Source organism: Paenibacillus agilis (assembly GCF_007786455.1).
GTDB classification, from domain to species: Bacteria; Bacillota; Bacilli; order Paenibacillales; family Paenibacillaceae; genus Paenibacillus_B; species Paenibacillus_B agilis.
The window spans coordinates 1,187,637-1,201,903 of record NZ_VNJK01000001.1; the positions used below are offsets into that span (position 1 = coordinate 1,187,637).

20 protein-coding genes are annotated in these 14,267 nt (G+C 41.7%); 19 read left to right on the top strand and 1 reads right to left on the bottom strand.

What is annotated here, in order from left to right:
- Position 1: 1 nt before the first annotated feature.
- The 19 genes from FPZ44_RS26365 to racE all read left to right on the top strand — a co-directional run bounded on the left by FPZ44_RS26365 (position 2) and on the right by racE (position 13,574).
- Positions 2 to 499 carry a DNA polymerase III gene (locus FPZ44_RS26365; protein WP_335926087.1) on the top strand — a complete coding sequence of 166 codons (498 nt, stop codon included), beginning with the start codon at positions 2 to 4 and terminating at the stop codon, positions 497 to 499.
- Between the two features lie 111 nt (positions 500 to 610).
- Positions 611 to 952: an HINT domain-containing protein gene (locus FPZ44_RS26765; protein ID WP_261378210.1), complete on the top strand. Its 342-nt coding sequence runs from the start codon at positions 611 to 613 to the stop codon at positions 950 to 952.
- Positions 921 to 1,574, top strand: coding sequence for a hypothetical protein (locus tag FPZ44_RS05170; protein ID WP_261378211.1), 654 nt, complete (start codon positions 921 to 923; stop codon positions 1,572 to 1,574). The genes FPZ44_RS26765 and FPZ44_RS05170 overlap by 32 nt, the downstream gene beginning before the upstream one ends.
- Before the next feature lie 23 nt (positions 1,575 to 1,597).
- Positions 1,598 to 1,999: a hypothetical protein gene (locus tag FPZ44_RS05175; RefSeq protein WP_144988018.1), complete on the top strand. Its 402-nt coding sequence runs from the start codon at positions 1,598 to 1,600 to the stop codon at positions 1,997 to 1,999.
- Positions 2,000 to 2,031: 32 nt separating this feature from the next.
- On the top strand, positions 2,032 to 2,424 hold the full coding sequence (locus FPZ44_RS05180; protein WP_261378212.1) for an HINT domain-containing protein: 393 nt from the start codon (positions 2,032 to 2,034) through the stop codon (positions 2,422 to 2,424).
- A 60-nt stretch (positions 2,425 to 2,484) separates the two neighbouring features.
- Positions 2,485 to 2,838: a polymorphic toxin-type HINT domain-containing protein gene (locus FPZ44_RS05185; protein ID WP_144988020.1), complete on the top strand. Its 354-nt coding sequence runs from the start codon at positions 2,485 to 2,487 to the stop codon at positions 2,836 to 2,838.
- Between the two features lie 277 nt (positions 2,839 to 3,115).
- Complete coding sequence (locus FPZ44_RS05190; RefSeq protein WP_144988022.1) at positions 3,116 to 3,481, top strand: hypothetical protein; 366 nt, start codon at positions 3,116 to 3,118, stop codon at positions 3,479 to 3,481.
- A 506-nt stretch (positions 3,482 to 3,987) separates the two neighbouring features.
- Positions 3,988 to 4,368 (top strand): hypothetical protein, encoded by a 381-nt coding sequence (locus tag FPZ44_RS05200; RefSeq protein ID WP_144988026.1) that lies wholly within the window; start codon positions 3,988 to 3,990, stop codon positions 4,366 to 4,368.
- A 180-nt stretch (positions 4,369 to 4,548) separates the two neighbouring features.
- The gene (locus FPZ44_RS05205) at positions 4,549 to 4,950 is read left to right on the top strand and encodes a hypothetical protein (protein ID WP_144988028.1); all 402 of its coding nucleotides are present in this window, start codon (positions 4,549 to 4,551) and stop codon (positions 4,948 to 4,950) included.
- Positions 4,951 to 5,175: 225 nt separating this feature from the next.
- A complete protein-coding gene (locus FPZ44_RS05210; RefSeq protein ID WP_144988030.1) occupies positions 5,176 to 5,865 on the top strand; it encodes a hypothetical protein in 690 nt (229 codons plus the stop codon).
- A gap of 490 nt (positions 5,866 to 6,355) precedes the next feature.
- The gene (locus FPZ44_RS05220; RefSeq protein ID WP_144988034.1) at positions 6,356 to 6,766 is read left to right on the top strand and encodes a phage holin family protein; all 411 of its coding nucleotides are present in this window, start codon (positions 6,356 to 6,358) and stop codon (positions 6,764 to 6,766) included.
- Positions 6,767 to 6,898: 132 nt separating this feature from the next.
- A complete protein-coding gene (locus FPZ44_RS05225) occupies positions 6,899 to 7,858 on the top strand; it encodes a methyltransferase domain-containing protein (protein WP_144988035.1) in 960 nt (319 codons plus the stop codon).
- Positions 7,859 to 7,991: 133 nt separating this feature from the next.
- Complete coding sequence (locus FPZ44_RS05230) at positions 7,992 to 8,426, top strand: DUF86 domain-containing protein (protein WP_144988038.1); 435 nt, start codon at positions 7,992 to 7,994, stop codon at positions 8,424 to 8,426.
- Between the two features lie 92 nt (positions 8,427 to 8,518).
- Positions 8,519 to 9,175: a helix-turn-helix transcriptional regulator gene (locus FPZ44_RS05235; protein WP_144988040.1), complete on the top strand. Its 657-nt coding sequence runs from the start codon at positions 8,519 to 8,521 to the stop codon at positions 9,173 to 9,175.
- A 286-nt stretch (positions 9,176 to 9,461) separates the two neighbouring features.
- Positions 9,462 to 10,676 (top strand): amidohydrolase, encoded by a 1,215-nt coding sequence (locus tag FPZ44_RS05240; protein ID WP_144988042.1) that lies wholly within the window; start codon positions 9,462 to 9,464, stop codon positions 10,674 to 10,676.
- A 417-nt stretch (positions 10,677 to 11,093) separates the two neighbouring features.
- Entirely contained in the window at positions 11,094 to 11,369 is a 276-nt protein-coding gene (locus FPZ44_RS05245; protein WP_144988044.1) for a hypothetical protein, read from the top strand.
- Between the two features lie 266 nt (positions 11,370 to 11,635).
- Positions 11,636 to 12,103 carry a hypothetical protein gene (locus FPZ44_RS05250; protein WP_144988046.1) on the top strand — a complete coding sequence of 156 codons (468 nt, stop codon included), beginning with the start codon at positions 11,636 to 11,638 and terminating at the stop codon, positions 12,101 to 12,103.
- A gap of 68 nt (positions 12,104 to 12,171) precedes the next feature.
- The gene (locus tag FPZ44_RS05255) at positions 12,172 to 12,534 is read left to right on the top strand and encodes a YtxH domain-containing protein (RefSeq protein ID WP_144988048.1); all 363 of its coding nucleotides are present in this window, start codon (positions 12,172 to 12,174) and stop codon (positions 12,532 to 12,534) included.
- A 230-nt stretch (positions 12,535 to 12,764) separates the two neighbouring features.
- Positions 12,765 to 13,574, top strand: coding sequence for a glutamate racemase (racE, locus tag FPZ44_RS05260; protein ID WP_144988050.1), 810 nt, complete (start codon positions 12,765 to 12,767; stop codon positions 13,572 to 13,574).
- 94 nt (positions 13,575 to 13,668) lie between these two features.
- On the opposite strand, the gene FPZ44_RS05265 is transcribed toward racE, so the two are convergent.
- Entirely contained in the window at positions 13,669 to 14,214 is a 546-nt protein-coding gene (locus FPZ44_RS05265) for a GNAT family N-acetyltransferase (protein WP_186785921.1), read from the bottom strand.
- Positions 14,215 to 14,267 lie beyond the last annotated feature (53 nt).

Sequence of the window (14,267 nt, forward strand, 5' to 3'; positions counted from 1 at the left end):
TATGTTATATCATGCAATTTTACCAGAAGACCATGAACATTATGTTCCAATTCATGAAGTTTTAAAAAATGGAATTAATCACTTAACAAAGTCAAATTATTGGTATGGAAATGGAGGAGAGGTAAAGTTATGTTTAACTAATCAATTAAGACCACCGGGACTGCCAAGTTGGATTGATTTTAAGAAGGCTATTGGTGTTGACCTAAAGCTGCATAAACCTAAGTCATTTTCATTTCCTACATTTACAGATAAAGTTCTTGTGTTTGATGGAGATATCTCTCTATCAATATACGACCAAGTATTTTATGAAGATTTAAAAGATACTGATGAGGAAGCTCTGAATTTTGACACAGGTGAAAGTATAGAACATTGGGTGAAGTTGTATTGGAATAGTATGATGGTGCTTGATGAATATAAAGCCAAGAAACCTTATCCTAGACCGGAAATTTTGGTTTTTGAATCAATTCCTCAAGAGATTATTAAAGTACAAGAAGATTAAATGCTTTAACCTTGATCGGCCATTTGCCCTTCAAGGTTTCTTTTTTATGTGAGAATAATTCTCTCATTTACCAATATTCAAGCGGAGAAAAGGGCGTGTTAAACCTGTTCTATGCATTGTTTCTCTGCGGGAACCAAGATCCAAACAGAAGATGGCTACAAAGCTATTGAAGACATTCAGGTTGGAGACAAGGTTCTGGCTAAGAGCGAGGAAACAGGTGAGCTCGCCTACAAAGAAGTAGAAGAGACCTTCCAACGTGTAGCGGAAGAAACGTATCATGTTACAGTAAAAGATACGACATTCGTGACGACAGAGGAGCATCCGTTCTGGGTGCCAGGAGTAGGCTGGGTAGAGGCGAGAGATCTCAAAGTAGGTGACTTGCTTGTCGATAATGAAGGCAATGAATACGCGATAGAACGAATTGAAGTTAAAAAAGAGCAAACGGGTTTATAATTTTAGAGTAAATGGATATCACAATTACTTTGTAACGGACCTGAAGATCTGGACGCATAACTGTGGCGGCTTTCCTGGGGGAGCAGGCGGAGGAGGCGGCGGTTATAGAGCAGGTGGAGGGGGAAGTTTTAGCACGGACCTTCCTCTATTTAGACCGAGTACGATTTATAGGCATTTTAAAGCGCCTGATGTGAAGCTTCCTAAGCCTAAGGCGAGTGTAAACAAGGGGAATCTTACTGCTAAAGTAGAAGTTAACGCAGGGAAACAATTAGTTAAGATGGAGAGTGGAACACCTAAAGCTCATTACTATTTAAGACATGCTGCTCAGACCACGCTTAACCAACAATATACGCGTGCAACTACGGGGGCAACACCGGATGGCTTTGCAGGAAGAAAAGTCGATTCATCAAGGTTTCTCAGTAACCAAATACAATTAAACGCAGCTCAACGCGCCGAGACGATATACAATCAAACAGGTAAATCTAGTTTTACTTTTGATGCAAGAGGGATTATCGGCGAAGGCTATAAAAAAGGAGGCGGTAATTTAGTACAAACTACACATGTAACAGCAGTGTTCCGAAACGGTAAACTCTACACGATGTACCCTAGTTTAAGTCATTAAAATAATATAAAGGCGTGATATGTTTGATTTCAGTTAATCCCTATTTTATTACTGATTTGTTAAGTCCAATTACTGGGCTTGCTGATGATGATGAAGCAGTAGAGCAATACAAATATATTGATACTACTAATGATATTTACTATAGAGAAATCATTAGAAACGAAATAAGAATGTATTATAATTGCTTAAATAGTGTAAAAAAAGAAAAAGTAAAACGAGCATTAAACTACTATTTAGCAACTTCCGAAATAGATTTTGAGAGGGTATTTGAATCTTGTCTCCCTCCCTTTGATCCTCCAAAAGATGCTAGGGATTTCTTTGTTTGGATATGGGAGGAATTTTATGGAGGGGAAGTTTATGAGGTTCCTAATAAAGCAATTTACGTTATAAATTCAGATGTAAATGAACCTAATCGCTCTAGCTGATTCTATATGATTACTTATCAAGATAACCTTGAATGGCTATAAGTCGTTCAAGGTTTTTTTCTTTTATGGTCAGGGGAGCCAATTGTCTATCGCAAACCAATTATAGAAGCGGGTTTAACGAACTGTATAATGCGTTGTTTCTCTGGGGAACTAACATCCAAACGAAAGGTGACTGCAAAACATTTGAAAACATCGTAGTTAGAGACAAGGTTCTAGCTAATAGCGAGGAAATCGGTGAGCTTGCGTACAAAGAAGTAGAAGATACCTTCCAACGAGTAGCAGAAGAGACGTATCACGTTACCGTAAAAGACACGACGTTCGTGACGACAGAAGAGCATTCGTTCTGGGTGCCTGGAATAGGTTGGGTAGATGCAAGAGATCTCAAGGAAGGCGATAAGCTCGTTGACAATGAGGGCATTGAATGAATAGAAGTTAAAAAAGAACAACCTTTCATTTACCACGATCCAAGCGGCGAATACGGTGTAATGAACTGTAAGATGCGCTGCTTTTCCGCGGGAACCAAGATCCAAACAGAAGATGGCTACAAAGCTATTGAAGACATTGAGGTTGGAGACAAGGTTCTAGCTAAGAGCGAAGAAACAGGTGAGCTCGCCTACAAAGAGGTAGAAGAGACCTTCCAGCGAGTAGCGGAAGAAACGTACCATGTCACGGTAAAAGATAAGGTGTTCGTGACGACAGAGGAGCATCTGTTCTGGGTACCTGATATAGGCTGGGTAGAGACAATAGACCTTAATGTAGGTGACTTGCTTGACGATAATGAAGGCAATGAACATGCAATTGAACGAATTGAAGTAAAAAAAGAGCAAACAAAGGTATAATTTTAGAGTAAATGGGTATCACAGCTGCTTTGTCACGGATCTGAAAATCTGGACGCATAACTGTGGCGGCCATTCTGGAGGGGCAGGTGGAGGCCGTGCTCCGAGTGCATCTAGGGTTAGCGGTGGTGACGGAGAGGTTAGATCCAATATCCCAGCATCTAAGCCGAGCAACGTATCATCTGCAAAACCTAAGGCTAACGCAAAAAAAACTGATTATGGTAATTTAATAACAGCATTCCCAGGCTTACTAAAATAGTTAATGAAAAGAGGGCGGAAAATGAAATTAATTGGAAGTAAGTTGGAACAAGAATTAAAAAAGCAGCTTACAAAGTCCAATAAGTCATTTTTTAAGGATGAAGAGAAACGTAGTTTACTTGAAGTAGTTAGAAGTTCATACCCAGAAATGAACACTGCCTATATTATAGATTGGATACCTGAGCAGGATGAGGATATTTATAAGATACTAATTAACGATTGTATTATTGCAGAAATTGAATTAGATCGTTATAACATTGAAAGTTCCCCAATTGTTATAACTAAAACGATTTCGGAATATTTAAAAGGATTAAGTAAACAGTGTCAAATTAAATTAGCGGTTGCTCTAGAATTAGCGAAGCAAGAGACATTGAAAGATGCGGAATAAATATAGTGGATTTAAATAACAATTGGTTTGTGAGAATTATCTAGAGACCATTTCTTAGTAGTGAGTACTGAGAGATGGTTTCATGACTAATTAGGAGTCACCTTTTGTAATACCCACTTAAAATGTACGAGTGTAATAAGAAAAATAGATTAATAAAAGTAACAGAAAACCATAGTCCCGTCACGTATACGTATACAGGGGATGGACTGCTGTTATGAGCGTGTAGAGAACAACGTGAGGACCGTTATTATTATGATGCGGACAAACGATTAGTTTCAAAGGTCGGTCGGCGCAGACGGGAAAGCCAAGATTGCCTATTCTTATTTGTATAAAGCAGACGGTAAGCTAGTTAGGCGTCAGGATTGGTCAACGGGCAAGCTAGGAACTAATGCTAATGGTTATGTCACAACTTATCATGTCAAACGAGGAGAGGATTTATGGAAACTCCTAAACATTAATAAATATGATAAGATTATCAATTCTATCAAGTAAGGAGGAGGAGTTCATTGGAATATCATACAAAAGTGATTGATATAAGCCCAATTATTGAAGAAGAGATTATTTTAGAGATAAATAAAGAAAGAGTTGTGGCGTTTATTAATTACTGTCCCTATGAGATAAGAAAAGGTGAACAATATACTATTGAGCTTGAATTGACTATACTTGATGAATTTATAATCAGGCACTTGGATGCAGAAAAAGGAGTAGAACAGATTGAAGATGGTTTTGCGCATTTGATAAGAGGCATGCTGGATATAGATAGCGCTACTATTGATGCAGGTATATTGTTTGAGATTGATAGGGAATTCCTTTTTGATTATGGATACCTTCATAATCAAAATGTACAAATTAGAGTAGATAGAATTACTGCTGATTTTATTGGATGATATGAAAAACCTTGATTAACTTTAGCTAATCAAGGTTTTTCTCATATTGAGAAGTAAATAGAACAGAAAGTAATATGTATCAAAAAATGTTAACCAACAGTTATCAAAAAATAAACTTAATTCATCGGGAACACCAACAGTAGAGCCTAGTGGTCTAAAGTAGCAGAAGGAGAGTGTGGTATGAAATTAGTAGAGCAGTGGATTTTTCCTGTGCCTTCAAGTTGTATAAGTACAACCTTGTCACTAGCATATAAACAAGGAGATGCGGTGTTATTATTTGATTATTATGATGAAGAACAAGACGATACCGTGTTTAACGGTGGGATTAAATTTATTTCGACTGTATCTCATCGACATTCTTCAGAAAAGTTCACTAAATATATTAGTGGCACTTACGATAAACTCGTAAAAATAGAAAATTCCAACTGGGTCAGTGAATTAATGGAGATAAGTCCAGAGTGGGTAATAGACGATTTGTGTCATTTTGCAATTTATTTAGATAGCTATGGATTGTATGAATTTGTTTCACAAGATTTCTGTATTTTAGAGTCAAAGGAAGGCGCTATATGTAATGAGGGATGATTCTTATTTAACAAAGCTTAGCTGGTGGACAATGAACAATTAATTTCAGTGCTACATTTTGATAAGCAATGGAAGTCAATATAAGTGAAGAAATTTCTGAAAAAAGAAAGAGGGAAGTACAGCGAATTGAAAGTTTAATGTGAACATGCAGTAGTAGTATTTTTGTGCAACTCAATTTATCCTAGAAGGTAATTCTTTATCTGCAGACAAGGAGTAGGATGCTAGATGAAAAGTCGATTCTTGATCTTTATCTTACTTGTTTTAATCGTAGCAACCATGACTGCTTGTGGTGAAAAACATAGCACAGATCCAAAAGAAGAACAGCAACCATTTTACGGAATGGTCTCGGTGGCTACTCATTATATGGCGCTTGAAGAGCTTGCGTATGATGCTGAATTTATCGTAGAAGCAGAATGGACGAATAATATGGAAGGTGTTAACGTTTCAGGGGCGAATTTTCAGCTTAACGACATCAACATCAATAAAGTGTTAGAGGGCGATCCAAAGTTAGCGGGTCAAACCATTAAAATTATTGGAATAGGCGGACTTAATACAGCTCCGCACACAAAGAATGTACTTTTCTTAGTGAAATATGATGGTCCAATTACACAAGAGGCGTATGCAGTCGTTGGATATTATCAAGGGATATTCGCAATAAATGACGATAACGAAGTCGTCTATGATGCGGACAAATACGGTGGGGTTAAGCATTTTCAAGGAGCATTAGAAGGGCTGAGTATGGAGTCCTTTGAACAAAAAATCCAAGAGGCTATTAAAAACGCTAGAATACCGATCTGGAATATGCCGCAATTAAGTGAAGAGGAGCAGAGACGAGCCGAGGAAGAAGGTCATAAGATGTATTTGGAGGATAAGAAGCGGCTTGAGGAACAGCTGAAAGAACGAGAGATAAAGTAGAGAAACATTACGCATAGCAATGAGATAGAAATGGAGAAGGTTGATAAATGGCCAAATTCAGTTGTAAGTGTGGAAAGTTGCTTTCGACCAGCTCTTGTCCCAACGATGTTCAATTACGTGTTTATACGGATAAGGAGTATGATGAAATACTAGAATTAGAGTATCTTTCAGACATTCCTTTGCCAAAATACGATGTGTGGAACTGCAATCATTGTGGGCGAGTATATGTATTTGATGAACAAGAGGTAATTAGAACCTACATCATTGAATTATAAGTTGTTGTTTTGGTTTGTTACATAAATATCTAATAAGCCTACCAGAGTAGAAGCAGCCTATTCCTTTACTGCGAACATGGGATAGGCTTTTTTGCTATACATTTTCCCAAAGAAAAATTCAAATGTACAAGCTTCATCCCATAGTCGTCCTGCCGTGTCAGCACTGGACAAGTCGAATACAATATATCATCCCTTAGAGATAAGGAGGAACAGGGATGAACCAATTGGCAGTGAATATGTTCGCTGGTGTAATGGGCGGGATTCTTACCTTTTTGTTTGGGGCGTGGGACCCGTTAATTACGCTGTTTATGCTAATGATTTTGATTGATTATTTGTCCGGTCTTGCAGCTTCCGTTCGAGAGGGAAAAGGTTTAAGCAGTAATGCTGGATTCTGGGGTCTGGCCAAAAAAGCGCTCATGCTGCTCATTGTAGGGATGGCACATCATATGGATTTGCTTTTTGGAACGAATGGGTTTAGAGATGGGGCTATATGCTTTTATATGGTGAATGAGCTGCTAAGCATTACAGAAAATTATGGGCGGCTCGGACTTCCACTCCCAGATCGCATTAAGCAAATCATGTCTGTTCTCAAAAATGATGACAATAAAAAGGATTCCGACAAGTGAGCTTGTCAATAGAAAGCGGGCAAGGTTGTTCGCGGAAAAATACGGGCTACAAGGCGGCTGTACAAACTGGTCTTATGTGCAGCGAATAGACTGTACTAATTCTATAGCTGCGATTGAAGGATGTGAAGACCGGTGAGGATAGACTTGGGCTGTGGACGGAATAAGCATTCTCATTGCATAGGCATTGACGAGCATCCATATGCAGATGTTGACCTCGTTCATGATCTGAATGAAGGAATTCCGTTTCCCTCGAATCATGTACAGTTTGTAATGGCATCACATGTGCTCCAATATGTGAATGATCTGACATATATCATGCGTGAAATTTATCGGGTAAGCCAAGATAGGGCGCTCGTTTGCCTTGTCGTCCCTTATGCTCATGTAAGCTCGCATGTTACCCATCCTCATTATCGACAATTGTTTAATGAACATTCTGCTCGTCATTGGTCCCCGTATTCGAATTCGATGTTAGATGAAGAGGACTTTATCCATCCACTAGGTGAAAATTGGTCGTTGCTTCTATCGAATGGAGAGACTGCTTCGGAGGAAAAGATGGATTTGCGATTGCTGCGGATGGAGTATTTCTATTTTCCTGAATATCAATGTCTATATGATGAAGTGGAGCTCCGTCGATTGAGGCAGTCCCAGATGAATGTAGCTTACCAGCTCATGCTGCATCTGCTTGTCATTAAAAGTCCTATTCAAGAAAGAGAACTAAGAGAGTGGTCTCACCGAGAGCTAGAGGAACCGCAAGCAGTCACGGAGCAGCGGCTGGCAGTAAAGAAGCATGCGGTGGAAGCTGAGCGACCATTTGAGGTAGATATAGATCTTCGTAGCGTACAACAGAAGAAAGATCAGGTAACATGGCAAGAGGAGCTCCGTGTAGACGAACAATTGTTGAAGCAAAAGGTGGGGCAGCAAGGTGAGAAGATAGTCAAGAGCGAGTTAGCACCAGAGGCATCATCGGCAAATTTCCATGCTGTGAAGCGACAAGCGGCCGCAAAGAGGCGTGTAACTGTACGGACAGATAGGAAACACTCACGAACGAAGAAGCGTACTCGAACACAGACGAATAAGTCTCGACGTAAATAACCATCATAATGAATTCGTCTAAAGGATGACATCAAATCCCAAAGTGTGGTTAAATAATAAATAGAGGCAGAAAGGGCTTTCATTTGCTGAAAGCCCCTTTTTGATCCACTATGACTCGTATGGGGGCTGTGCTATGTATTACGTAAATCGTCAGCAGATTGATAATCGTTTGGATCAAGCCCAATTGCTAGAACAGGCAGTAGGCAGCTTAACATCAAATTGGAGCGGTTCGATTGTAGATCATTTGGCCCAAGAGCGAGCTTTACATATTGCCATTGAGATTGTTACTGATGTCGGGTCGCTATTGATTGATGGGTTTATTTTGCGGGATGCCAGCAGTTATGAAGATATTGTAGATATTATTGCAGAAGCGGGAGCAATGGATGAAGAATTGCATCAAGTCTTGATTCAATTAGTAGCTTTGCGTAGACCTCTTGTTCAGGATTATGAGAAGTGGAAGCGTGAAGGTGTGCATCCGTTGTTTGAAAATTTGGATGTTACGATGCGTCAATTCAGCGATAGTGTACATCGTTTCTTACAAAAGGAATTGCCTGCACTGCAAGTCTAATCCGTAGATGTGCAGGTTGTCATTGAATTTACAAGATGTATGATATGCGTTACAATGACGGTACTAAATGACCGTTAAAAAGGTGAATGCCAGTGAATCGAGCGCAACAGAAACCGTCAACTCGTAATTTGCTGCTCATGCTGCTTAAGAGAAACGGCCCGATGTCTGCTGCTCAGCTTGCAGAGCGTTTGGGACTAACTGAAATGGGTGTCAGACGCCATCTTCATCAAGGGCTCGAAGAAAATGTGCTGGAAACCGTACAGGTCAAGCAGCCTATGGGTCGACCATTGCAGCTGTACCGCATCTCTCAACAAGGCGATGAGCAGTTTCCAAAGCAATACCATCAATTGCTGTTGGATTTGCTGCAAGAATTAGAAGTGAATGATAGCGATGAAGATAATAGCGTACAACAGCTGTTTGAAGGTCGACGTCGTTCTTTAAAGCGCAAATACGAATCTTCTATGATAGGCAAAACGTTCGGAGAGCGTGTTCAACAGCTTAGCAGCATTCAGGATGCGGGCGGATATATGGTAGAAACAGAGCAGTTGTCCGATGAGGAATGGCTGCTGCATGAATATAACTGTCCCATTGCTCAGGTTGCACAAGCGTACGAATATCCTTGTCATTGTGAATTGGAGCTGTTCCGTGAATTGCTCGGAGCTGATGTAGAACGGCTTGAATGTTTAGCGAAGCAGGGAAGCAGATGTACGTATCGGATACGTAAATCAGAATCTTCGTCAGATAGTTAGCCTAGTATTCTAATCAAATGTTAAATAGAATTGAGACCGGCCTTATGGCTGGTCTTTTTATGTTGCAATTTAATGAATGCAATATGCTTCAATGTAATTATTTTGATGCATGGATTCAGGGATAGGGCGTTTCCTTGAATCGTAGTCGCATTCATTTACGATTAGCGTATACGTTAATCGATATAACGGTAATATGATATCCGTATGTTTCTATCGTTCCAAGATGTGCTAATCTCATAGATAGAGTCAATTTCACGATCCTGCATACAGAAAGGCTGAGACAGCAATGAACGCATATTGGATAACGAACGTTCGTTTAGACAGTGGCTTCCAAGAAGATGAAGATGGTGTATTTCACACCTTGTCGGAACTTGTTCATCTTTTTATCGAAAATGGAGTAATTCAGCAAATTGTACTTGCTGACCGTCAGTTGGAGACCGAACTGCAGAAGCATGATGCGCATGGAAAATTGGCTTTGCCATCTTTTCAAGAGAATCATAACCATCTGGATAAGACTTACCTCGGTTACGGTTGGAAGTCATGCAAGCCGGTTAAAAATTTGATTGAGCGCTTAGATATGGAAGCAAAAGAATCCATCTTGCTGTTAGATTCCATTCAAACACGAGCAGAAGCGATGTTGGAGCTTATTTCTTCATTCGGCGCAACACATATTCGTACTCACGTTAATATTGATCCGCATGTGGGATTGAAAAATCTCGAAGGGGTTCGCCGAGCGCTGGATACATACAGTGATCGCATGACAGCAGAAATCGTCGCGTTCCCGCAGCACGGCTTGCTGCGCTCAGATGCGGGTGAGTTAATGAGACAGGCAATGCGAGAAGGCGCTACTCATGTTGGTGGTCTAGATCCAGGCGGTGTAGACGGTGATATTGAGAAGTCGCTAGGGCTGATGATGGACATTGCGGTGGAGGCGAATGCAGATGTTGATATTCATTTGCATGATTCTTCTACGCTAGGCTTGCATACGATGAAGCGCATTGCTGACTTGACCGAGGAAGCGGGATGGCATAACCGGATGGCGATTAGCCATGCATTTGCATTAGGGGATGCACCGCAAGTGCAAGTGAACGACATTATTGACCGTTTTGCAGCGCTTGGTGTATCGATTATGACAACTGTTGCCAGCAGCCGCCCTATCCCAGTACCGCAAATGCATGAAAAGGGGATTACTGTTGCGCTCGGATGTGACGGTTTCTATGATTCATGGGCTCCTTTCGGAACAGGCGATGTGCTGGAGAAGGCAACCTTGCTTGCAGAGCGCTATCGTTGGATTGACGAGCGTTCCCTTACAGGCGCGTTGACCTTTATTACAGGTGGACGTAAGACACTGGATGAGCAGGGCAATCGCCTATGGCCGCAGGTAGGAGACCAGGCGGATATGATCTTCTTCGATGCGACCTGTTCGGCAGAAGTAGTAGCGAGAAGACCAGCGCGTAAGGCTGTCATGTTCCAAGGCAATGTTATAAGAGGTACTTTATAGCACCTTTGTAGGCTTATAGTGATCGTGATAATCGAGCACATGAGTACACGAAATAAGAATTATCTCTAATCTGAAACCTGACCAGCTATCCATACTTAATGGGTGCAGGCAGGTTTTTTTGCATGGTAAAAGAATGAGTAATATGAAGTTGAAATCGATCTTGGAGGTCTGTATGAGAAAAATAATAGAGCTTGGCATTGTTGCGCTGGCCTTTGGCTTTGCCGGGATTAGTCTAGGATCGGCAGCTCTACTTATATCAATATCCACTTGGCGACGGACATTTGCAATAGGATGAATAGCGTACAAGTCTAGCAGTCTTTATGTATTTTTAAATATCCAAGTATTGTTGTCATTTGCTCCAGTGGTATATTATGGTGTTATGTGATTATAAGTACTAAAGTACTAATGGAGGTCCAAGTGAATAAGCTCATAGAGATTTTCATCGCTATCCTAATTTTCAGTTTTGCTGGTGTTTGCCTAGTATCTTTATCGTATCTTGTGATTGGCGGTTTTTTATATGGCAACTATATAGCGAAAACATTAAGCCTCGGAGTCATATGGGGGATCGCTGCTTTAGGGATTAAATATTTACCATACAAAATGACTCGCTATGCCAAGGCACTTATTGTTAGTTTTTTGCTTGCCATTAGCATTTTTTCATACATCTACCCGTTTGTTGATGAGCAAATGTAACGTAATGTGATCATGTTCCATTTTATTTGCTGGACATGTTCTTTGTTGCTCCGCGTCTCTATATCCTTTCTTCAGCATTCCTTATTGTTTCTAATCATTTCTCCCCGCTGTACAGATGGTCTGCATGGACAATCTGACAATATTACACCTTTTCTATACCGGAAAATATTTTTGCGTTCTCTTGTGTCAAGTCAAGCCCAACCTTCTTATACTGTCACTATGACATGGGCATTCGCCCGTCAAGACCGTTGTTAAGGAGGGATTCGATGGATTGGATCATTGCTATCGTGCTGCTGTTCTCCGTTATTACAGCCGCCGCTGCTTTGCTATTGCTGGACCGTCTAATGAAGTTTATGCATCGTACGGAGCACATGCTTGCTGAGCTGCATAAAGAGTCGCTGCAGCTGATTCAGCAAGGGCGATTGATTACCGAGCGAGGGCAGCATCTACTTGAAACAGTAGAGCGAGTAAGCCAAGAAAGCGCCGCATGGAGCGATACATCTTCACGTATACGCGGCTCGGTCAATCATGTCCACGAGCAGGTGGATGGCTGGATTACACGTACGATGAATACGTTAGATAGCGCCTATGAAGCCCAACAACATCGAATCCATGATTTGCTGCGATGGGTTGATACCGCAGCTGGATTGTATGCCAGTGTAGCCGCTCGCCGTTCGCCGCCTACTAAGCCTGCGCACACACCAGATGAGGCTGATGCAGCAATCAAGCAATAACAATCGGTTCGTTAGACATATGCTTGCCGGGATGAATGACGGAGACAACAGCGAGGAGGACGTTGAGTATGGCAAAGGGTACAAAGCCATTTTGGATTGGGACGATTATTGGTACAGTGGTAGGTGCTGTTTCTGCTTTATTGTTTGCGCCAAAGTCTGGGCGTGAATTAAGAGAAGATATCTCGGAAGGCGCCAAACAGATTGGAGAGCGCACACAAACGATTGCTAAGCAAGTTGGTGAATCGACGACTGAATTTATTGAGGCTTCCAAAAATCGAATCGGCGAAGTGAAGCAGTCGATTTCGGAATGGAAACAATCCAGGCTCCAAGTATCTTCCGTAGCCGAAGAGATTGCGGACAACAATGAAACAGATGAGTCTCCGTGCGGTGAAGAAGCGTGCGAAAGCGAGCGTGCTTGCGAGTCCAAATAAAACATTTTCGTAACAGATATTGGATACGAATAGCTTTGATGTTGGCTGACGCCGATGTCAAGGCTATTTATTTTGGATCGCACTCGACTTGAACCTTGTCTCGGTATCAGTTAAGATCAAGGTACGTTTTGCTAGGACTGTACATATGGTGTACCATACCATCCGCATAAGCACTCGCGGAAGATCTAGCATAAGTCAGACAAACAAGAAATGAAGGAAGCGGTGTATTCGTGCAGCAAGCTATCGCAATGTTTGATTCGGGGGTTGGCGGGTTAACCGTTGTTAAAGAAGTTATGAGACAGCTCCCGAGGGAAAAAATTATTTATTTTGGTGACACTGCCCGTACCCCATATGGGCCTCGCGATGCAGACGAGGTACGGTTATTCACCCGACAAATTGTCGATTACTTAGCACAATTCGATCCAAAAATGATCGTAATAGCCTGTAATACCGCGACAGCAGTTGCTTTGGAAGAAGTAAGATCCTATACAACAGTTCCTGTTGTAGGCGTGATTCATCCGGGTGCAAGAGCAGCAATATCGGCTTCGCAGTCCGGACATATCGGTGTGATTGGAACAGATGGGACGATTCGCAGTGCGGCTTATGAATCGGCTCTTAAGCGGTTATCTCCTCATGTAAAAGTCTACAGCTTGGCTTGCCCATTACTGGTGCCGCTAGTAGAGAAAGGGATGTTCCGAGATTCCAGCACGTACAGAATTGTAGCTGATTCACTTGAGCCGTTGAAGTCAACGCCAATTGATACGCTCATATTAGGCTGTACACACTATCCATTTTTAACAGATCCACTCCAAGAAGTAATAGGTTCTCATATACAGCTTATTAATTCAGCAGAAGAGACAGCAAGAGAAATAAGCACCATTCTTCACGATAAGGGACAATTGGCTCATGAGGAAGACCAGCCGATTCACCAAATGTTCTGCAGTGGCGATCCGAGTATGTTCCAGTATATTGCGAAGCAATGGCTAGGCGACCAATTGGAATCCATCCCGGTCGTGTGGCAAGTACCGAACTTTTATTAATGGAACCTATTCATCTGTATGTAAAGAAGAGACTTCTAGGGGAGCGAGTTCCTAGAAGTCTCTTCTTTTGCTATGCAATGGCGGGAATTACAACTTAACGTTCCCCTTTCCAACGCGGTGGAGCAGTTCGAATCATACGAACAATGGAGCCAAGATCTCTGCTGTTCGATGGCCGATATTTGCGATCATGAACGTAGCCGCAATTCGTATACGTTCGAATGGCATTTGTATTTGTAATTTTTACAAATAATTCAATCCATCGCAGGGAGAGCATCTCGATCCCGAAATCGGTTATGCCTCTTACGATTTCTTCCCCGTATCCCATACCTTGAGCATCAGCCTCTCCGATGAAGACACGACCGAATTCGGCTGTTCGAGACAGCTTGTTTATGCGATACAAAGACCCAGCCCCAATTGGTTTATTTTCGTCCAACACGACGGCGACGAACATCATATCATCCTCGCGCTGACGGTAACGTTCATACCATGTAAGCTGCTGCTTGGGATCGATGGTAAGGTCATCTTGAAACCATTTCCGTATATGTTCGTGACGGCGCCATCTGAGGACGATCTCAAGATCATGTTCCGTCAAAGGACGCAGCAGCAGACGGGAGGTCAAGACTCGATAAGAATGATCCACGCTCATACCTCCTCTAGTTGCTTCTAGAACTTCAGATAGGGCCTCAACAAGGT

Coding starts and splice junctions, on each gene's coding strand:
- FPZ44_RS26365 (WP_335926087.1), top strand. CDS start 2: ATGTTATATCATGCAATTTTACCAGAAGACCATGAACATTATGTTCCA.
- FPZ44_RS26765 (WP_261378210.1), top strand. CDS start 611: ATGCATTGTTTCTCTGCGGGAACCAAGATCCAAACAGAAGATGGCTAC.
- FPZ44_RS05180 (WP_261378212.1), top strand. CDS start 2,032: ATGGCTATAAGTCGTTCAAGGTTTTTTTCTTTTATGGTCAGGGGAGCC.
- FPZ44_RS05185 (WP_144988020.1), top strand. CDS start 2,485: ATGAACTGTAAGATGCGCTGCTTTTCCGCGGGAACCAAGATCCAAACA.
- FPZ44_RS05190 (WP_144988022.1), top strand. CDS start 3,116: ATGAAATTAATTGGAAGTAAGTTGGAACAAGAATTAAAAAAGCAGCTT.
- FPZ44_RS05205 (WP_144988028.1), top strand. CDS start 4,549: ATGAAATTAGTAGAGCAGTGGATTTTTCCTGTGCCTTCAAGTTGTATA.
- FPZ44_RS05210 (WP_144988030.1), top strand. CDS start 5,176: ATGAAAAGTCGATTCTTGATCTTTATCTTACTTGTTTTAATCGTAGCA.
- FPZ44_RS05220 (WP_144988034.1), top strand. CDS start 6,356: ATGAACCAATTGGCAGTGAATATGTTCGCTGGTGTAATGGGCGGGATT.
- FPZ44_RS05230 (WP_144988038.1), top strand. CDS start 7,992: ATGTATTACGTAAATCGTCAGCAGATTGATAATCGTTTGGATCAAGCC.
- FPZ44_RS05240 (WP_144988042.1), top strand. CDS start 9,462: ATGAACGCATATTGGATAACGAACGTTCGTTTAGACAGTGGCTTCCAA.
- FPZ44_RS05250 (WP_144988046.1), top strand. CDS start 11,636: ATGGATTGGATCATTGCTATCGTGCTGCTGTTCTCCGTTATTACAGCC.
- FPZ44_RS05255 (WP_144988048.1), top strand. CDS start 12,172: ATGGCAAAGGGTACAAAGCCATTTTGGATTGGGACGATTATTGGTACA.